This window comes from Candidatus Nitrosopumilus sp. bin_32a (assembly GCF_054095935.1).
This window is the reverse complement of sequence record NZ_JBSWSN010000004.1, coordinates 37,653-56,456: the sequence shown is the minus strand read 5'-3', so window position 1 is coordinate 56,456 and position 18,804 is coordinate 37,653. Positions and strand designations below refer to the sequence as shown.

Below are 18,804 nucleotides of genomic sequence, written 5' to 3'. Positions count from 1 at the left end.
CATTTAGATGATTTTTGAAACTTTGGTTTTAAAATCTGATTCATACCATTCTGTTTTGTATGCTGTATTTTTTTTTGGCAAGATGTTGATGGCGATGTGCGAAAATTCTTTTTTCTTATCAATTGAGCCATGTGTGTGGAGTGTTTTTGCTGGAATGTGAACAATGTCCCCTTCATTAAGGCTAACTCTCTCCATCTTTTTTATTTTAAAGTTGGATTTGCTTGTGCCATATTTTTTAAAAATCTCAAGACTGCCTTTTCCTTTTATTCCGATTAATACTTGGTTCCCATTATGCTGGTGAAGTTTTGTTCTTGAGCCTTTTTCAAAATGAACATGGTAGATATCTTGATCTTTTGCTTTAATTTTTTCGGAAAGAACCTTCATCCATGTTTTATTGGTAAACCATTCTGGGTTTACATTTCTTTTATCTCCTGTGCCTGAAATATTTGTTTTTTTCATTTTAAATCCTAGAAAGTATTTTCTTCTTCTTCTCTTGGAATTCTTTTTCAGTTAAAACACCTGCCTTTCTTAATTTTCCAAGTTTTTCAAGCATTTTCAAATCTTCTTCCGAATTTGATGTCATTTTTTTTGCAGACGAAACCCCTTGGTTGATTTTTTTAATTCCTTCTGATTTTATTTTTTCTTTTTCTTTTAATGCTCTTTTACTTAGTTCTGCACTAGTTTTTTTTGCTTGAGATGCTGCCATTTCACCAAATTCTACAGCATCTTCTAGTGCTTCATCTGCTCTCTTGATTCCATCATCTATTGCTTTATCTGCTTTTTTTAGAAATCTTTCAATGTATCCTGTTTTCTTTTTCACTGTCATACTATCTTGTTCTAAAATCTATTATTTAATTACTAGTGGAATTGGTTTAATAGATAGAATTGTGTACTTAGAACAGTTTTGACTCCATCTCCTTATGATGTAAAGACGGTGGTATTGAGAAGAAATATTGACGAAACTGAGGCAATGGACTTTATTGATCAAAAGAAAACAGATCCTTTCAAATCATTACTTTCAAGACCTAAAAAAGAAGCCATCCATATTCATTCTTTAAAATTAAACTATGAATGTATTTTAATGGTTTCAGGAACATATGTTGCAGATTATTTTAGAAAAGCAGATCATACAATTTCTGTGGATTCCAATGTGCATGAAATTTCTTTAGGTGATGGACTGTTTCCTATTCGGTCAAAATTTGGCATTACCAAAGCATTTGTTGGAAAACATGGTAAAAATAAAATTGATTTGAAATTAGAAGAACATGTTTTTGTTGAAGATGAAGACGAATTATACTTTGATCATCATGGTCAACAAGTTAAATTTCCTTTTAAAATTAATTCTAAAACTGTAGAAAATTACCCTCAAAGAATACTGGAACAAAGTTCTTCAAATGTAAAAAAACATGAAATGACTCATGATGCGGCAATTGAGAAACTTCAATTTGAATTAAAAAAACCAATGGAGGCCGATATACGAAATCTTAATGATAAATTTGTATTGCGCGAAATAGTGGAGGTTTATGTTCCAATTTTTGAAGCTAGGTTGATTGGACCAAAAAAGAAGGTTGGAATTATCAGAATCGATGCAGTGCGAAAAAAAATCCTATGATTAATTATTCTACTATGAAATATGGGGTGCTTTGAATTTGGATGTAGAAATGATTAATCGTGTTTGCAAATCATCTGTGATTTTACCACTATGATTGCAAACGCGACTTTATGTCGCATGAAAATTAATATGAAAGTATTAACTAATGACTCCTATGACTGAAATTGATACTTTTTTTGCAGCATCTCTTGAAAAGATTATTCGTGACAATCTCGGTGAAACTACGTTTCACAGTATTCAAAATCGTCTATTTGAAAAATATGGAATTTCAATCACTGAATCGATAAAAGAATTTCAAAAATTAGATTCTGTTTTGAGAGAATTTTTTGGTGCAGGTGCATCTGGTTTAGAAAAGAAATTCTTGGATGGTGTTTGTTGTATTAAATCCAAGCAAGACAAATCTGAAAACAGATTCACAATCTCTGATCCTGCAATTAGCCAATCTATACTAAAATCATTCAGTGATGATGAAATGTCAAAAATATTAAACGCTTCAATCGGTGAACCTTGGACTATATCTGAAATCTTAGAAAAACTGGATCTTCCTATAACATCTGGATATAGAAAAATTAATTCTTTGATTGAAGACGGGTTACTAATTAAAGCGGGTTCTGATTTAACTTCCAATAATAGAGTTGTTGATAAATACAAATCCTTATTTGATAATGTGAATATTGATTTTGATAATAAAGTCACAGTACATGTCCAATTTACTCCAGAAGTTCTTGTAAAAAGTACTGTATTGAATACTATTTACGGCAAATAAAACAATCTAATTTTATCTGTAAATTATTTACAAATTCTTGAGGGATTGAAATTGATATGTTATAGTTTTACCAATTTTCTAAATTGATCATTGGAGTGTAATTTTGCAAAAACAGGTTCTTCTTTTGCCCAACTTCTGATGATTTTAGGATTTTTGGAAATTGATTGTTTTAACAATTCCAATGCCTGGGGATATTCTCCTAATGCTGCCTTGCTTCTGGATTTGGCATAAATGATATTTACATTATCTTTATGTTTTGATAATATTTTTTCAAAAATTTCAATTGCTTTTTCATGTTTATTTAATTCTGCAAGTTCTATCCCTTTATGAAAAAATGCATCCATATGATTTGGATTGTTCTTGTGTACTGTATCAAAACAATTCAATGATTCTTCATGTTTTTTCATTTTTCCTAAAATGATCCCTTTGTAAAACAAGGCATTTGGTTTTCTTGGCTCTATTGAAATTGCTTTATCTAACACTTGTAATGCTTCTTCTCTTTCTTGTAGTTTGTCTAATAGCACTCCTTTGTTAAAATAAGATGATGCATTTTTTGGATCTACTTCTATTGCTTTATCATAACATTCGGCAGCAGCTTGTATGTTTCCATTTTCTGCCATTGCAATCCCTTTGTTATTCCATGCTTGAGAATCTTTGTCATTAATTTCAATTAAAACATCAAAACATGTTATTGCATCGCTGTATTTTTTTATCTGATTTAGTGCCAAGCCTTTGTTAAATAATGCTGAAATATTTTTTGAATCTTGCTTTAGAACTTTATTAAATAATGAAATGGCTCCCTTTGGTTGATTCTTCTCCATTAATGACATTGCATTGTACAGCAAATCTTCTGTGTCGTTTTTAGACCCAAACAGCCCCATGATTTCTAAAAAATGATATTGCTAATGAAAGTTTGGCTTAACTTGATGATTTAAATTTCTTTATTGCCTCTTTTGCCATCTTTTCTTGCTCTTCGGAAGTAGTTTTGGTTGGAACCTGTGTGGCATAGGTTTCTTTTCTCTCTTTTTTCTTTTCCATGCTGTTTAGATTTAATTATTTTATAAAAATCTGCCATGCCTATGAAAATTTTGTTTTAAGATACGCTTAATTTTAATCAAAAATAATTTGTTACATTGTCTGATTTTGAATTAGACTATTTTGCAGACAAAGTCCATGTTCATAGATGGCCTCAAGATTCTCCACTTTGGAATGATTTTATTAGAAACCAGTTTGATGAATTTATCAATAAAAATCCTCAGAAAAAACAAATCGCCATTAGAGACAATTATTTGAAAATTGAAAATTTTGAATTTCATTCGTTAAAGAAAATTGGTGTATCTGTACCTTTTTTCAAAGATGAATGTACGATGATTTTGGAGGCACAATATGGTGAATTATTTGCACATGTTCATATCACTACAAAGTCTGAAAATTATCTTGAAATTTTTAACAAATTGGCATTGTGGTGCAAGTCTACCTTAAAATCTTTAAAATAATTATTTTATCATTTTTTTAATATCTTCTTTTGTGTGTGTATTAGATATGGCGCCTAGTTTGCCTGGTAAAAAGAAAATCCCATCATGTGCTATCATTTTAAAATGATAATTGCGCAGAGCTGTGGTATCGCACATTGAGGCTTGAGTGGCATTGGTTACTTCTGTAATTCCATTTTTGACAAAATGTGTCATGAATAGAGATCCTTTACCAGTTACCACGACTTTACCATCGAAAAATTTACTTAATTCTTTTCTGGCATATTCTCCCAAATCGTTGATTTTGGAATAAATAGAATTATTATTTTTCAACACTGATAGTGTTGCATAACCTGAAGTCATAGATGTGGGATTTGCAGAAAATGTCCCTCCTCCTACATAACTCCTCTCTGTTTTTTTCTTACCTGTAGTGTCTGCATGTTCCATGATTTCTTTTTTGCCACACATTACTCCGATGGCCATTCCACCTCCTACAATTTTTCCCAAAGTAACAATGTCAGGATCTAGTTTCATTGTGGGGTATAAGCAACCATATCTGAATCTAAACCCCGTAACAATTTCATCTAGAATAAATAATGATTTATTTTTATGAACAAATTCTTGAATCCCTTTGAGATAGTCTTGTGTAGCTGGGATACATCCTGCACCTCCTAATACTGGTTCTATGATTACACCAGCTAAATCTTTTGCATGTTTATTTAAAATTTCAAGTGATTTTTCTAAATTGTTGTAAGGGATTGAAACGATTTTCTCTTCATTTACTATTCCACTGCTTTCTGATTCTGTAAATGGCCAGTTTACACTTTTCAATAAGTCTGAAGTGTATCCGTGCCATCCTCCGTCAATCTTTGCAATTATCTTTTTCCCTGTAACTGATCTTGCTAATCTAACTGCATACATTGTAGCTTCAGTTCCTGATGTAACATAACGAATTTTCTCTGCAACTGGAACTACTTTGGAAATCAATTCTGATAATTTTATTGTCTGTTCATTTACTGTTCCATACATCCAACTTTTTTCAATTTGTTTTTTCAATGAATTTTTGACATCTTTTTGACCATGACCTAAAATTAAACTCCAATGCCCCATCCAATAATCTGTGTACTTGTTGTCATCCACATCTATGAGGTTTTTGCCTGAAGATGATTTTACAACAAATGGATATGGTTCATAAAATCTTATATTATGAGAAACACCATTTACGTGAAGTTTTAAAGACTTTGCAAATATTTTTGCAGAATTTTTTGTCTTTTTTTTATACTCTGTAATGTAACTCAAAAGCAATTTTCAAAATGAGATCTATCATTTTAACTATCCATATTTCTTCGATTAGGCTGTTTTTTGCTCTCTATCTTGGTCTTTGAGGGTGATCTCAAAAATAAAATATGTAATTTTTACAATTTTTTAGCCCGATCAGGCATAATTTCACGTATGGTTTATATGGATTCTGGCTTTGTTGGCTTCTGCATACGTAACGCAATAGGCGGCGCTCGTGATGAAGTATGGCAAGATGCCACTTTGTGATTCATGGGCCTCCAGTTACGCATACAAGAATGAGGATTTGATTGCAAGATCAATATCTGAAATGTGAAGATTATGTGCATCCGTCAATTCCAAATTAAAGTACAAGAGTACTTCAATAATCAAAATACAAAATATAATTCAGAATCCGGTTGATCCTGCCGGACCTGACTGCTATCGGATTGATACTAAGCCATGCGAGTCATTGTAGCAATACAAGGCATACGGCTCAGTAACGCGTAGTCAACCTAACCTATGGACGGGAATAACCTCGGGAAACTGAGAATAATGCCCGATAGAACACTATACCTGGAATGGTTTGTGTTCCAAATGATTTATCGCCGTAGGATGGGACTGCGGCCTATCAGTTTGTTGGTGAGGTAATGGCCCACCAAGACTATTACAGGTACGGGCTCTGAGAGGAGTAGCCCGGAGATGGGTACTGAGACACGGACCCAGGCCCTATGGGGCGCAGCAGGCGAGAAAACTTTGCAATGTGCGAAAGCACGACAAGGTTAATCCGAGTGATTTGTGCTAAACGAATCTTTTGTTAGTCCTAGAAACACTAACGAATAAGGGGTGGGCAAGTTCTGGTGTCAGCCGCCGCGGTAAAACCAGCACCTCAAGTGGTCAGGATGATTATTGGGCCTAAAGCATCCGTAGCCGGCTCTGTAAGTTTTCGGTTAAATCTGTACGCTCAACGTACAGGCTGCCGGGAATACTGCAGAGCTAGGGAGTGGGAGAGGTAGACGGTACTCGGTAGGAAGGGGTAAAATCCTTTGATCTATTGATGACCACCTGTGGCGAAGGCGGTCTACCAGAACACGTCCGACGGTGAGGGATGAAAGCTGGGGGAGCAAACCGGATTAGATACCCGGGTAGTCCCAGCTGTAAACTATGCAAACTCAGTGATGCATTGACTTGTGGTCAATGCAGTGCTGCAGGGAAGCCGTTAAGTTTGCCGCCTGGGAAGTACGTACGCAAGTATGAAACTTAAAGGAATTGGCGGGGGAGCACCACAAGGGGTGAAGCCTGCGGTTCAATTGGAGTCAACGCCAGAAATCTTACCCGGAGAGACAGCAGAATGAAGGTCAAGCTGAAGACTTTACCAGACAAGCTGAGAGGTGGTGCATGGCCGTCGCCAGCTCGTGCCGTGAGATGTCCTGTTAAGTCAGGTAACGAGCGAGATCCCTGCCTCTAGTTGCCACCATTACTCTCAGGAGTAGTGGGGCGAATTAGCGGGACCGCCGCAGTTAATGCGGAGGAAGGAAGGGGCCACGGCAGGTCAGTATGCCCCGAAACTCTGGGGCCACACGCGGGCTGCAATGGTAACGACAATTGGTTTCGAATCCGAAAGGATGAGGTAATCCTCAAACGTTACCACAGTTATGACTGAGGGCTGCAACTCGCCCTCACGAATATGGAATCCCTAGTAACTGCGTGTCATTATCGCGCGGTGAATACGTCCCTGCTCCTTGCACACACCGCCCGTCGTTTCATTGAAGTGAGCTCTTAGCGAGGTGACGTCTGATTGGCGTTATCGAACTTGGGGTTCGTGACAAGGGAAAAGTCGTAACAAGGTGACCGTAGGGGAACCTGCGGTCGGATCACCTCCTTAGACATGGATAGTGTACGGGTGTACATAATCTTCACATTGAAATCATCGATGCAATGCATCACGAAAGTGATGTATGAAGGATGTAGTGGGCCACTTACCGGTGGCTTGCAATGATCGTCGTGCATAGTCGTGTAATATGTGGCTGAATATACCGGTGTAAAGACGGTAATAGGTGGATTGCTAGGCTTGAGGAGAGATGAAGGACGTGGCAAGCTGCGATAAGCTCGGGGTAGGCGCACGCATCCTATGATCCCGAGATGTCCGAATGAGAATCTTGTGCTTATGCACATTCCAGTACACTAGTATTGGAAGTCGAACCGTGGGAATTGAAGCATCTTAGTACCACGTGGAAAAGAAATCAATTGAGATTTCCCAAGTAGTGGCGAACGAAAAGGAAAGAGCCCAAACTGAATCCTTCGGGAGATGTGGTGTTTTGGTATGATAATATGGAATCTTGGAACACAGCTGAAATGATCTGAAAAGTTCTGGCAAAGAGGGTGATACCCCCTTAGGCGAAGTGGGAAGAGTCCTATTCATACCCGAGTAGTTGTCCTTGGTAGTGGGCAATGAATATGGGTGAAAGTAGCATCCGAGGCTAAATATTTCTCAAGACCGATAGTGGACTAGTACCGTGAGGGAAAGCTGAAAAGTACCCCGGAAGGGGGGCGAAAAGTGCATGAAACCTATTACTTACAGACGTGCGTGGCATGGAAGGTGATTTTTTCAGATTAGAGATTCTAGCAATAGAGTTGAAGATTTGATGTTCAAATCATCAGTGTTACGCGTTCCGTCTCGAAACACGGACCAAGGAGCTAACTGTCATGGCAAGCTTAAACCTGTAAAGGTGTAGGCGAAGGGAAACCAAGTTCTCGCAGCTTCGCAAGAAGTCAGGGGAAGCGTGTGAAAGTGCGTTGAGTCATGGCGGCTAGGCTAGAAGCCAGTCGATCTATTCCTGAGCTAGATGAAGGCGGGCGAAAGCCCGCTGGAGGTCTTAAGACGTTCTGACGTGCAAATCGTTGTTGTGACTTGGGAATAGGGGTCAAAAACCAATCTAGACTGGCGCTCGCTAGTTCCAACCGAAGCGTCTCGCAGGGCGTGGTTTGTGGAGATAGCGTTTCCGGTAGAGCACTGATAGAGGGGCGCGGGGGAGAAATCCCTCACCCCTCATTCAAACTCCGAACGGATACGCATCGCAGAAGCAAGCACACGGGCTCGTGTGGCGTAAGGCTCACGGCCGAAAGGGGTTTAACCCAGACTAAAGTTAAGGTCCCCAAATTTTTGCTAAGTGTCAAGCTAAAGAGCGTGTTCTCGCCAAGACAGCAGGGAGGTAAGCTCAGAAGCAGCTATCCTTTAAAAAGTGTGTAACAACTTACCTGCCGAGGGGGGATGCCTCAAAAACGGACGGGGCTAAAGCAAAATACCGATACTTTGGATAATCATCAGTGGATGATTCGTGGTAGGTTGGCGTAGTGATTGGGTCGAAGCAGGGCGATGACGTCCTGTGGACCGATTTCTATTGCAGATCTTGGTGGTAGTAACAGCATAGTATAGTGAGAATCTATACCACCGTAAGCGCAAGGGTTTCCAGGCAATGCGTTATCAGCCTGGAGGTAGTCGATCCTAAGATGTACCTCAACAGAGTACACCGAATGGGAAACTAGTTAATATTCTAGTACCTTGCATCAAGCGTTTGAGCTATATGGTTCGCTTCCGGATAGGGGTTGTACAACCATCGTTGTATCTAACTATTCGAGGGTGGAGGAGTGTCGTAATGACGAGAACTCACCCGAGGTAGGAATGGCTTCGCGTTAGCGAAGTTTTCTCGAATCCAGGAGACCATGAAAGATTGTGTAGTGAGTGAGATGCAAGTTCGTACCCAGAACCGACACAGGTGCGCTGGCTTAGAAAGCTAAGGTGCTACGGGTATACCGTATGGCGAGGGAATTCGGCAAATTAGTCCTGTAGCTTAGGTATAAGGGATGCCTGCGGTCTTCATGAGGAATGGGGATCGCAGGTTGCAATGACAAGGGGGTTTCGACTGTTTAATAAAAACACAGGCGACTGCTAGTCCGAAAGGATTTGTATAGTCGCTGAATCCTGGCCGGTGCCGGTACCTAAAACTTGGGTTCAACCGAGCTAAGGGCCGGTTAACGCCGGGAGTAACTCTGACTCTCTTAAGGTAGCCAAATGCCTTGTCGGGTAAGTTCCGACGCGCATGAATGGAACAACGAGAGCCCCACTGTCCCCGCCTACAACCCGGTGAAGCCACATAAGGTGGACGAACAGTCCATCAACTTCCATCGGGGAGAGAAGACCCCGTGGAGTTTTACTGCAGCTTGTGCTTGTGGTATAGTAAGAATTGCACAGGGTATCTGGGAGCTATGCCTAACATTCCCCGGGATGTTAGTGAAGCAACGATGTAACACCAGACTCTTCTTGCAGTACCACTTATCCAGTGAAGACCGGAGACACGTGCAGGTGGGCAGTTCGGCTGGGGCGGCACCCCTTTGAAAAGATATCAAAGGGGCCCAAAGTTGAGTTCAAACGGGGCAGAAATCCGTTGAAGAGGGCAAAGCCAAAAACTCGACTGAATGGATTTCCAAACGCACGGAATTCATAGACGAAAGTCTGGCTTAGCGATCCTTCGTGTGCCCACTATTGGGGCCCGGAGGTGACAGAAAAATTACCCCAGGGATAACAGGCTCGTCGCGGGCGAGAGCTCCTATCGACCCCGCGGTTTGGTACCTCGATGTCGGCTTTTCCTATCCTGGTCCTGCAGCAGGGGCCAAGGGTGAGGCTGCTCGCCTATTAAAAGGGAACATGAGCTGGGTTTAGACCGTCGTGAGACAGGTCGGTCTCTGCCTGATGGAAGCGCGAATAACTGAGGGGAAGTTGCTCCGAGTACGAGAGGAACAGAGCAGCGTGGCCACTGGTTTACCGGTTGTCTGATAAGGCAGGCCGGGCAGCTAAGCCATTTAGGCTAAGTGCTGAAAGCATCTAAGCACGAATCCTATCCCGAGACAAGTTATTCTTTCGTAAGATGAAGGTCGGCAGCAAAATACTGCGTTGATAGGAAGGTGGTGTAGATCACAAGCTTCGGCGAGTGGTGAGCCAGCCTTTACTAATAGACCAACACATCGGTTCAGCCACTTACATAGAGACTATGCGCGATGATCATATTTCATATCATCAAGTGGATAACACAATACACGACTTGTACGATGATTTCATTTCAAATCATACATAGCGTAAGCTATGTGTTTTTTATTTTGTAATTCACTCCTATCTTGAGATATGGTGTGAAATTATTTGAAATCTGCCTAGTGAAAACCATGCACGGCTATTTACTCTGTTATTGAAAATAACATACAACCGCTTGTATTATATCAAATAAAAAATTAATTATAATGATGGGATTTTCTGCATCTTTTAAAAAATTAAATTTAGATATTGAGAATTTCGATAAAATTTTTTCTGATCATTCTATAATTACAATTACTGATCTTAATGGTGTGATTGTATATATGAACGACAAATTCTGTGAATTATCAAAATATTCTGAAGATGAATTGATTGGACAAAACCATAGAATTTTAAAATCAGATGAACATTCTGATGAATTTTTTACAACTATGTGGGATACAATTACATCCGGACAAATTTGGAAAGGTGAAATAAAGAATCGTGCAAAAGACGGTTCATACTATTGGCTAAAATCTACTATTATCCCTGTCACTGATTCTAAAGATAATGTTACGCATTTTATAGCTATTCGAACAGACATTACAAAAGAAAAAGAAATTGAATCAAAACTTTTGAAAACAGAAGCAAAACTAGTAAAACAAAATGAAGATTTAACATCCCAAGTTGAAATAAAAAGTAGTAATTTAGTAAGATCTGAAAGATTGGCTACTATTGGAACTATGGCAAGTAGAATTGCGCATGATTTGAAAAATCCCTTAACACTTTTACATACTTATGCTGAAATGTTATCTCCTGAAATACTTTCAAAATTGGATTCTAAAGACAAAGAGAAATGGTTTAGAATGCAAAACTCTATTTTTGATATGAATAGAATTATTGAAGATGTTTTAGATTTTGCAAGAACTACTGAAATTAAAAAGAAACCTGCTTACATTCAGAGAATTCTTAAATTGGCTATGAATCACGTAAAATCTTCTTACGGTGTCACGATTAATTTATCTGAAAAGGATCTAAAAATTAATTGTGATGAACGAAAAATTGAGGGGGTACTATCAAATATTATCAATAATGCTGTTCAAGCTATAGATGGTACGGGGGAGATTGATGTTGAAATTGAATCTGATTCTGAATTTCTAAATATTCTGATCAAAGATTCTGGTCCTGGTATTTCTGATGAAAATTTATCTAAAATATTTGAGCCTATGTTTACTACTAAAACAACAGGAACTGGTTTGGGATTGGTAATTTGCAAAAGTATTGTGGAACAACATGGCGGGTCTATTTCTGTTTCAAACAAACCTACTACGTTTACTATCCGATTGCCTCTTTGAGCCTTATTTAGTCAAATGTAGTGGGGATTGAAAAATTACTGACAAAATTACAACTATCTCCTTCATTGGTTGGCTCAGTTAATGGGAGCCAGAAATGAAGTGAATAGTCTCCTGGCTCTCCATCAAATGTGAATTTACCTGTCCATCCACTTTGATCCCCTATTTCGGTAATTGGATTGGATGTGAAATCAAATGATCTTTTTCCAGTTTCTTCATTTATTTGAATTAAATCATCCCCGCTTTCAGGAAATGAAAAATATTCTGCCACTGTTGTAATTATAACTGGGTTGATTCTTTCATCAGGATCATTTTCTTTAAACCATTTGTTAGTTGCTTCAAATCCTTCATCAAAAAATTCTGTTGATAGATTTTCAGGGGTAGATAGTCCTATTTTCATCCTAGCATCATTGTGATTAATCCCATTTACACATTCTGCAGTAATCTTCATTTCTAACAATTTTGGTTTATTCTCTTTTGTCGATTTACTGACTTTTAGATATACATCTGGTATGTTGTCAAAATTCATATCTGCAACTCCTTCCAATTCTATAATTTTCATTTTCTTAAAATGTGGATCTTTTAGAGATTTTTTAATTTGATCCCATGCTTTGGCATAATTTTTCAAAGCTTGGGAATACTTTTCATCTTCTAACAACTCATTTCCTTTATCTAATTTCTCAATAGCTTTTTCTATTTTTTTAATTCCTTTTTCACTCATGATAATTTCTTTTAGTTCATTCATTGCATTTTCTACAAGTGATTTGTCTAAGTGTATAATCATGATGTTGATATTTTTAAGTTCTTCTTTAATTTCACTGGATGTCTTTTTATCTTTTAAAATATTCTCTAATTTCTTTACTGCCTGTTGATCTGCATTTAGAACTTTTTCACCGTGCTTGAAATTAATTATAGATTCATCTTTCCAGTATTCTGAATTAAGACTTTTTTCAAGTTTCTTTATTGCTAATTCTAAATCCTTTTTTGATTTTTTATTTAATTCATCAATATTTTTGATACTTTCTAATTGATCAATGATGTCTTGTTTTTCTTGTTGTACGGTAGAGGCAAAAATCTCAAAGTTACTTGAATATCCAATTGATAAGAGTAATACGGTGAATATTGCAGTTGCTAATTTTTTCATTTCTCTATTTTTGTTCATTTTAGCAGTTCATTAACACGTATCTGTAATTGGTATTACAAGTTTTTCCGTTCTTCCCTGAACTGGGAATTAATTTGAAAGGTTTACTCTTCAAATTCTATATCTTTTTGAAGTTCTTCTGGTAACCCTAGCCACCATTGTTTGTTTTCATCAGACATAATTTCTTCAAGATCTGATCTTGCTAATAGATCTGTTGGTAAAATCTTCATAGTAATTGTTTAACAAAATATGACCCACTCTAGTCTTTTGTATATTCTAAATCTGAATTGGCCTCGTCTTCTTTTAATTTGACAACAATTGTATCTCCTAACTTATTGAATATTCTTTGACGTTTTTCGTTTGTTAGAATCCATCCTAGAATAATGTCTATTGGAAGTAGAAATGATTTTCCAAAACTACTGATCAAAATCCCTTTGAGGTCGACCCTTTGCTCTGTAATTTTGACTACCTTCAAATTAAGGATTTTTTTACCAATTGTTTGCCCTGTTTTGTATTCTAAAATTGCCCAATATGCAAAGAAGATGCTACTTGTGGGGATGTATTGCATGCTTTCTGCCCAAAATTCTAAATTCTCAAATTCATAGTACATTGTTCCAAATAATACAAACATAATTGATGTAGATATAATTGAAATTATGACAAAGTCAATTAACCATGCAGCAAATCTATCTGTCCATTTAGCTAGAATTATTTTTGATGGGGGGTTCTCTTGTGGATCCGACATGTAACTTCATTTTCTGAATCCCTAAAATGTGTTCATCTTTAGTTAATACTTGACGTATGATCTATCTCTCTGATCTATTTTACATACATGAAAGCAAAATTTGGTACATTTTGTATCTCTTGTGGTGATAAAATTCAACCTGGAAAAGAGATTTTAAAAAATCAAGATGATCAGTGGGTGCACAAACACTGCTGAAGATTCTGACGGGTTACCTTAGGAATTAATAGTCTATAGGTGACATAAAATTTGAAAATATTTTTGACTTCTATTAACCCTCTTGATCTTTTCTTATGGACTTTTCGTAGAAATGAAAATGATGTTGTAAATCTTTACAATGCTTTATCACCTGTTATGCAACTTGCAACTGGTGGTGATATGCTAAATTTTGGATATTGGGATGCTAAAAATAACGATCCTATTTCTGCGCAAGAACATCTATGTTTTGTTTTTGCAAACATGGCAGAATTAAATTCTTGTAAAAATATTGTGGATGTTGGCAGTGGTTTATCTGCACCTGCTATTTATTGGAGAAATAATTTTGAAAATTTATCTATTTTTTGTATTAATATTAATTATAATCAACTTCGTCATTCAGGCCCTCAACAAAAAATAACTTTTTTAAATTCTTCATCTACAAAATTACCTTTTACAGATAAATCCGTAGAACGTGTGCTTGCATTGGAATCTTCACAGCATTTCAAACCCTTCTCTGATTTTATTTTAGAGTCTAAAAGAATTTTATCCGATTCTGGATTGTTGATTTTGGCAATACCTGTCACTCTTACATCCTCATCTATTTCAAAACTAGGAATTTTGAAATTCACTTGGTCATCAGAACATTATAGTTTAGATGAAATAAGAAAAATTATCGTTTCTGGCGGATTCATAATTTCTGAAGAAAAATTAATTGGTTCATCCGTTTATGATCCCTTGGCTGATTATTATGTTGAAAACAGAAATGAGTTAAAAAAATCTATTTTAAAACAATATTCTCCATTTGTTGAAAAAATATTATTTAGATCTATTCAAAAAATGAAAAAAGCATCCCAAGAAGGGATTATTGATTATGTGTTATTAAAATGCCATTTGTAGTTAAATTTTGAAAAAGCATAGGCTAGGTTTTTATTTTTGATATTTTATCTGAAAAGTATGTCTAATATTTTATATGCTGAAAAATGTGCTAAATTGTTAGAAGAATCTGAAATTCGTTTTGCTGGGATTGTTGATAAAGATGGTAAATTAATCGCTGGCGGTTTTAAAAAAGGACTTGTTCCTTATGAGGGGGATGAGACAAAGTTACAATCCTTTTTTGATTTTGTTTCAAAAGCATCTATACGAAAAGAATTTGATGAAAGCCTAGGACCAATAAATTATCTTGCTGCAAGACGTGATAAGGCTGTTTTAGTAAGTTTCCCATTCCCTATAACTCAAATCTTACTGTTAATTTCTGCAGAACCTTCTGTCAATATTGAAAGTTTGGCAAAAAAAGTTGTAGAAATCTTCACTGATGTTAATTAAGTCTGATTGAATAATCTGGCGAATTCTTTAATTATCTGAGTAAAAAATTAGCTATTAGTTATGAATAGAATAATTATTTTTTCAATCTTGTTGGCATATCCTTTATTTTTTACCTCTTCTTTTGCTACTGTTACTGATTTTACCACTGACAAATCATTATACCATACTGATGATCTTATCATGATCTCTGGAAATGTTGATTATGATCCTGATTTTTTTTCTATAATCATTCAAATCATTACTCCTAGTGGCTCTGGTTTGGCTCATATTGATAGTGTTATCCCTAACCATGATGGAACATTTACAAAATTCATTAATGCCGGTGGTCCAACTTGGTCTGAAAATGGTAAGTACATAATCAAAATTTCTTATGATGGAAATCTTGAAAAATCTATAGAATATGAAAAATCGTCTGAATATATTCCTCCAACTTCAACGCCAAACACTTCAACGCCAAATACTTCAACGCCAAACACTTCAACGCCAAATACTTCAACGCCGAATACTTCAACGCCAAATACTCCAATCCTGGATACTGAGCACTTATTTACTGAGAATCCAAAAATGCGAATTTTAGGTTTCCCTGCTTTTGATAAATCTCCACAATATTATATTGATAGATACAATACTGAATCTCAATACAAATCTTGGTTTGATTCACAATTTCCATTATATGGAATTGCCGACGTTGTTGGATATTCATCAACTCGTGTTGAAAATTTCCCTGCTTTTGATAAATCTCCACAATATTATATTGATAGATACAATACTGAATCTCAATACAAATCTTGGTTTGATTCACAATTTCCTGATAGAACCATTTATGATGTTTTAGGATTTTACACTTACATTCCTGATTGGATTAAAGATTATGCCCAAAATTGGGCTACTGGAAAAATTTCTGATGCTGAATTTATGTCTGGGTTGAATTTTATGATTCAAAATAAAATCATAGTGATTCCGAATCTTGACAATAATTCATTTTCAACTGATGATGTACCTTCTTGGTTTAGAAATACTGCTCATTGGTGGTCCAATGGTTTGATTTCTCAACAAGAATTTATCAACTCTATAAAATATCTTATTCAAGAAGATATCATATTAATTGAATAGTTTAGAATCATTTTAATTCTGTGTCTGATTATTCGATTTATGAAAGCAACATTTGGTGCAGGGTGTTTTTGGCATGTTGAGGATTTACTAAATAAAACCAAAGGTGTTACATCCACTGCCGTAGGATACATTGGAGGTCAACTTCAAAATCCTACATATGAAGAAGTTTGTACTGACAAAACTGGACATGCGGAAGCAGTGGAGGTTGAATATGATCCTGATGAAATTTCTTTTGAAGAACTATTGGATGTGTTTTGGTCCAATCATAATCCTACAACCTTAAATCGTCAAGGTCCTGACATTGGAAATCAATACCGCTCGGCAATTTTTTATCATGATGAAAAACAAAAAGAAATTGCTCAAAACTCTAAACAACTCTTAGAAAAATCTGGCAAATTTGATGACCCTATTGTTACTGAAATTATTCCCGCTCCAACATTCTACAAAGCAGAAGAATATCACCAAAAATATTTCAAAAAACACGGGTTTTCTTAAATCATTTTACGACTACTACTGGAATCTTTGATGTATGGATTACATAATTTGAAACACTGCCAAAGAACATCTCTTTAGTGGAACTCCTTCCGCGTGAACCAATTACAATCATATCAAAATTACTTTTCCCATGTGCAACTTTGATGATGTTATATCCAATTTCACCTCTAATTATTTTCTCATTAAACACAATCCCATTTTTAGCAGCTAACACTTTAGCTTCTCCCATGAATTTCTTTACTTGTACATTTAGGGCTTTTTCTACTGAACCTACACCCCTAAATTCTGAGTGCGGAGGTGCATAAATTGAATAAATCCCTGTAATTATGGCTCCACAACATCTAGCTAATGTGATGGCCGTTTCTAACCCTTTAATCGAACTTTTAGACCCGTCTAACGGAACTAGAATTTTTGAAATTTTCTTTTTTAACACAATTCATGTCTATTTTTGATACTAAAAAACATACTTCTTGTTTTCATTATTGTATCTGTTTCAATATTTTGATCGATTATTTTGCTAAAACTTATCTAGTTATGGCAATTCTTGCTAAAACAATGGAAGAGAAATTCCTTAAAATTGATGGGAATAAAATTCGATATTTGGAATCTGGTAATTCAAAACATACTCTTGTTCTACTTCATGGATTGGGTGCATCATCTGAAAGATGGCTGAATGTACTTCCTTATTTTTCAAAGAACTATAGCGTGATTGTTCCTGATCTGATAGGGTTTGGATTGAGCGATAAACCTCAAATTGATTATACCCTTGATTTTTTTTCAGAATTTCTAGAAAAATTTTTTGCGCAAACTGGAATTGCACGTTTAAACCTAATTGGTTCTTCATTAGGTGGACAAATTGCAGCAAACTACACTTCAACACATGCTGATGAAATTGAAAAACTAATCCTTGTTTCTCCTGCAGGGGTTATGCAACAATCTACTCCTGCACTTGATGCATATGTCATGGCAGCATTATATCCTAATGAAATAACTGCTAAGAATGCATTTGAATTAATGGAAGGTTCTGGGGAGGAGATTCCACAAGAAACTATTGCTGGCTTTATTGAGCGAATGCAACTTCCTAATGCAAAATTAGCATTCATGTCTACTGTTTTGGGATTAAAAAATTCTAAACCAATTACTACAAAACTTGATTCTATTAAAACTCCAACTTTGGTTATTTGGGGCAGTGATGATCCTGTTATCCCAATTAGTTATGCCGATGATTTTGTTTCTGCAATAAACAATTGTAAATTTTTTAGAATGGATGGATGTGGCCATACTCCTTATGTTCAAGATCCTAGTACATTTGCCTCCGGAGTCTTGGAATTTTTAAACCATTAAGATGATTTAAATACTGATTATTGTAACTATTACCTATGAGTGGTAATCAAAACCTATATGATCCATCTGAGATGTTTAAATCTTGGATTCAAAAAAGTGGACGTGCTCAAGCAGAATTTATGAAAAATTTTGGCTCTTTGATGACAAATCAATCTAGTCAAACATTCGATCCTTTGGAAACGCTGAAAGGAGTTTCTGACACTGCACGACAAACTCAATCTAACCTGATGGATAACATGTCTACCATGCAAAGTAAAAGTATGGATACTATGTTTTCTATTGGTCAAATGCTTCCTTCTTTCATGAATTGGGGTGCTTACAAAACTACTATTAGTAGTAATGGCAGAATCTCTATTCCTGAAGCTGAACGTAATGCCCTTGGTTTAGGGGATGGTGATTTAGTACAAGTCATTATCTTGCCAATCGCAAAAAAATCAAAAAATAAGGAGGTGAAAAAATGAGTAAGACCGAAACAACAACAAATCCAAAAAATGTATTTTCTGCATATCAAGAAAATGTTGACAAACTTTTCAACGGTATTAAACAATCAGTACCACAATATCATCAATCAATTACTAATGTACAACAGGAGTACCTGCAAGCATATGAGAACATAGTGGATTCAACTATCGCACTACAAAAAGAATATGCACAAAAAACAGGTATTGCAGCAAATATTCCTGAAGCAACATTAAAAGTAATCCGTGATACTACTGAAGAATTTGTAAAGGCAGCTTCAATACAGAATCAAGTGACTCTTGCAACTATCGATGCAACGCAACAGAATATTAAAACATTCAACGATAATGCAAAATCATTTGTTGAACTAAACAGAAACATTCTGCACTCTTGGATTTCTGCTTTCACTACAAAAACAAACTAGTGGAAAATTAATTTTTTAATTTT

The 18,804-nt window shown here is 36.1% G+C and carries 19 protein-coding genes and 2 rRNA genes; 13 read left to right on the top strand and 8 right to left on the bottom strand.

The annotated features are described in order from the left end of the window. Positions 1-3: 3 nt before the first annotated feature. Positions 4-459, bottom strand: a complete 456-nt coding sequence (locus tag ACW9XH_RS04115; protein ID WP_457759376.1) for a cupin domain-containing protein — start codon at positions 457-459, stop codon at positions 4-6. A 1-nt stretch (position 460) separates the two neighbouring features. Continuing rightward, positions 461-826: an SHOCT domain-containing protein gene (locus ACW9XH_RS04110; RefSeq protein ID WP_457759375.1), complete on the bottom strand. Its 366-nt coding sequence runs from the start codon at positions 824-826 to the stop codon at positions 461-463. Between the two features lie 78 nt (positions 827-904). Between ACW9XH_RS04110 and ACW9XH_RS04105 the strand changes: the two genes are divergently transcribed. Then, positions 905-1,612 carry a hypothetical protein gene (locus ACW9XH_RS04105; protein WP_457759374.1) on the top strand — a complete coding sequence of 236 codons (708 nt, stop codon included), beginning with the start codon at positions 905-907 and terminating at the stop codon, positions 1,610-1,612. Positions 1,613-1,766: 154 nt separating this feature from the next. Further along, complete coding sequence (locus tag ACW9XH_RS04100) at positions 1,767-2,378, top strand: transcriptional regulator (protein WP_457759373.1); 612 nt, start codon at positions 1,767-1,769, stop codon at positions 2,376-2,378. Between the two features lie 59 nt (positions 2,379-2,437). Here ACW9XH_RS04100 and ACW9XH_RS04095 read toward each other — a convergent pair whose 3' ends face one another. Further along, positions 2,438-3,259 carry a tetratricopeptide repeat protein gene (locus tag ACW9XH_RS04095; RefSeq protein ID WP_457759372.1) on the bottom strand — a complete coding sequence of 274 codons (822 nt, stop codon included), beginning with the start codon at positions 3,257-3,259 and terminating at the stop codon, positions 2,438-2,440. Positions 3,260-3,511: 252 nt separating this feature from the next. On the opposite strand from ACW9XH_RS04095, the gene ACW9XH_RS04090 reads away from it, so the two are divergent. Beyond that, on the top strand, positions 3,512-3,874 hold the full coding sequence (locus tag ACW9XH_RS04090; RefSeq protein ID WP_457759371.1) for a hypothetical protein: 363 nt from the start codon (positions 3,512-3,514) through the stop codon (positions 3,872-3,874). On the opposite strand, the gene ACW9XH_RS04085 is transcribed toward ACW9XH_RS04090, so the two are convergent. Further along, positions 3,875-5,155: an aspartate aminotransferase family protein gene (locus tag ACW9XH_RS04085; protein WP_457759370.1), complete on the bottom strand. Its 1,281-nt coding sequence runs from the start codon at positions 5,153-5,155 to the stop codon at positions 3,875-3,877. A gap of 382 nt (positions 5,156-5,537) precedes the next feature. Between ACW9XH_RS04085 and ACW9XH_RS04080 the strand changes: the two genes are divergently transcribed. The 3 genes from ACW9XH_RS04080 to ACW9XH_RS04070 all read left to right on the top strand — a co-directional run bounded on the left by ACW9XH_RS04080 (position 5,538) and on the right by ACW9XH_RS04070 (position 11,545). Next, positions 5,538-7,008, top strand: a 16S ribosomal RNA gene (locus ACW9XH_RS04080). Positions 7,009-7,157: 149 nt separating this feature from the next. Next, positions 7,158-10,155, top strand: a 23S ribosomal RNA gene (locus ACW9XH_RS04075). The 16S and 23S rRNA genes sit together here, the layout of an rRNA operon. A gap of 262 nt (positions 10,156-10,417) precedes the next feature. Then, positions 10,418-11,545 carry a two-component system sensor histidine kinase NtrB gene (locus ACW9XH_RS04070; RefSeq protein WP_457759369.1) on the top strand — a complete coding sequence of 376 codons (1,128 nt, stop codon included), beginning with the start codon at positions 10,418-10,420 and terminating at the stop codon, positions 11,543-11,545. Positions 11,546-11,552: 7 nt separating this feature from the next. Here ACW9XH_RS04070 and ACW9XH_RS04065 read toward each other — a convergent pair whose 3' ends face one another. The 3 genes from ACW9XH_RS04065 to ACW9XH_RS04055 all read right to left on the bottom strand — a co-directional run bounded on the left by ACW9XH_RS04065 (position 11,553) and on the right by ACW9XH_RS04055 (position 13,428). After that, positions 11,553-12,704, bottom strand: coding sequence for a hypothetical protein (locus tag ACW9XH_RS04065; protein ID WP_457759368.1), 1,152 nt, complete (start codon positions 12,702-12,704; stop codon positions 11,553-11,555). A gap of 83 nt (positions 12,705-12,787) precedes the next feature. After that, entirely contained in the window at positions 12,788-12,913 is a 126-nt protein-coding gene (locus ACW9XH_RS04060; RefSeq protein ID WP_457759367.1) for a hypothetical protein, read from the bottom strand. Positions 12,914-12,942: 29 nt separating this feature from the next. After that, on the bottom strand, positions 12,943-13,428 hold the full coding sequence (locus ACW9XH_RS04055) for an RDD family protein (RefSeq protein ID WP_457759366.1): 486 nt from the start codon (positions 13,426-13,428) through the stop codon (positions 12,943-12,945). 258 nt (positions 13,429-13,686) lie between these two features. On the opposite strand from ACW9XH_RS04055, the gene ACW9XH_RS04050 reads away from it, so the two are divergent. From ACW9XH_RS04050 to msrA, 4 genes are read left to right on the top strand one after another with little or no spacing between them, the layout of a single operon-like run. Then, positions 13,687-14,520 carry a class I SAM-dependent methyltransferase gene (locus tag ACW9XH_RS04050; protein ID WP_457759365.1) on the top strand — a complete coding sequence of 278 codons (834 nt, stop codon included), beginning with the start codon at positions 13,687-13,689 and terminating at the stop codon, positions 14,518-14,520. A 57-nt stretch (positions 14,521-14,577) separates the two neighbouring features. After that, positions 14,578-14,946, top strand: coding sequence for a DUF6659 family protein (locus tag ACW9XH_RS04045; RefSeq protein WP_457759364.1), 369 nt, complete (start codon positions 14,578-14,580; stop codon positions 14,944-14,946). A gap of 60 nt (positions 14,947-15,006) precedes the next feature. Continuing rightward, positions 15,007-16,059 (top strand): hypothetical protein, encoded by a 1,053-nt coding sequence (locus tag ACW9XH_RS04040; protein WP_457759363.1) that lies wholly within the window; start codon positions 15,007-15,009, stop codon positions 16,057-16,059. Between the two features lie 39 nt (positions 16,060-16,098). Continuing rightward, on the top strand, positions 16,099-16,554 hold the full coding sequence (gene msrA / locus ACW9XH_RS04035; RefSeq protein ID WP_457759362.1) for a peptide-methionine (S)-S-oxide reductase MsrA: 456 nt from the start codon (positions 16,099-16,101) through the stop codon (positions 16,552-16,554). A 1-nt stretch (position 16,555) separates the two neighbouring features. Here msrA and ACW9XH_RS04030 read toward each other — a convergent pair whose 3' ends face one another. After that, positions 16,556-16,987 carry a universal stress protein gene (locus tag ACW9XH_RS04030; protein ID WP_457759361.1) on the bottom strand — a complete coding sequence of 144 codons (432 nt, stop codon included), beginning with the start codon at positions 16,985-16,987 and terminating at the stop codon, positions 16,556-16,558. Positions 16,988-17,088: 101 nt separating this feature from the next. Between ACW9XH_RS04030 and ACW9XH_RS04025 the strand changes: the two genes are divergently transcribed. Genes ACW9XH_RS04025 through ACW9XH_RS04015 form a run of 3 tightly spaced genes read left to right on the top strand, consistent with a single transcriptional unit; the run spans position 17,089 to position 18,781 of the window. Further along, entirely contained in the window at positions 17,089-17,898 is an 810-nt protein-coding gene (locus ACW9XH_RS04025) for an alpha/beta fold hydrolase (protein ID WP_457759487.1), read from the top strand. 35 nt (positions 17,899-17,933) lie between these two features. Continuing rightward, positions 17,934-18,359, top strand: coding sequence for an AbrB/MazE/SpoVT family DNA-binding domain-containing protein (locus ACW9XH_RS04020; RefSeq protein ID WP_457759360.1), 426 nt, complete (start codon positions 17,934-17,936; stop codon positions 18,357-18,359). Beyond that, positions 18,356-18,781 (top strand): hypothetical protein, encoded by a 426-nt coding sequence (locus tag ACW9XH_RS04015; RefSeq protein WP_457759359.1) that lies wholly within the window; start codon positions 18,356-18,358, stop codon positions 18,779-18,781. The genes ACW9XH_RS04020 and ACW9XH_RS04015 overlap by 4 nt, the downstream gene beginning before the upstream one ends. Positions 18,782-18,804: the final 23 nt, after the last annotated feature.

Coding starts and splice junctions, on each gene's coding strand:
- ACW9XH_RS04070 (WP_457759369.1), top strand. CDS start 10,418: ATGATGGGATTTTCTGCATCTTTTAAAAAATTAAATTTAGATATTGAG.
- ACW9XH_RS04015 (WP_457759359.1), top strand. CDS start 18,356: ATGAGTAAGACCGAAACAACAACAAATCCAAAAAATGTATTTTCTGCA.
- ACW9XH_RS04040 (WP_457759363.1), top strand. CDS start 15,007: ATGAATAGAATAATTATTTTTTCAATCTTGTTGGCATATCCTTTATTT.
- ACW9XH_RS04020 (WP_457759360.1), top strand. CDS start 17,934: ATGAGTGGTAATCAAAACCTATATGATCCATCTGAGATGTTTAAATCT.
- msrA (WP_457759362.1), top strand. CDS start 16,099: ATGAAAGCAACATTTGGTGCAGGGTGTTTTTGGCATGTTGAGGATTTA.
- ACW9XH_RS04025 (WP_457759487.1), top strand. CDS start 17,089: ATGGCAATTCTTGCTAAAACAATGGAAGAGAAATTCCTTAAAATTGAT.
- ACW9XH_RS04115 (WP_457759376.1), bottom strand. CDS start 459: ATGAAAAAAACAAATATTTCAGGCACAGGAGATAAAAGAAATGTAAAC.
- ACW9XH_RS04055 (WP_457759366.1), bottom strand. CDS start 13,428: ATGTCGGATCCACAAGAGAACCCCCCATCAAAAATAATTCTAGCTAAA.
- ACW9XH_RS04045 (WP_457759364.1), top strand. CDS start 14,578: ATGTCTAATATTTTATATGCTGAAAAATGTGCTAAATTGTTAGAAGAA.
- ACW9XH_RS04065 (WP_457759368.1), bottom strand. CDS start 12,704: ATGAACAAAAATAGAGAAATGAAAAAATTAGCAACTGCAATATTCACC.
- ACW9XH_RS04060 (WP_457759367.1), bottom strand. CDS start 12,913: ATGAAGATTTTACCAACAGATCTATTAGCAAGATCAGATCTTGAAGAA.
- ACW9XH_RS04095 (WP_457759372.1), bottom strand. CDS start 3,259: ATGGGGCTGTTTGGGTCTAAAAACGACACAGAAGATTTGCTGTACAAT.
- ACW9XH_RS04100 (WP_457759373.1), top strand. CDS start 1,767: ATGACTGAAATTGATACTTTTTTTGCAGCATCTCTTGAAAAGATTATT.
- ACW9XH_RS04110 (WP_457759375.1), bottom strand. CDS start 826: ATGACAGTGAAAAAGAAAACAGGATACATTGAAAGATTTCTAAAAAAA.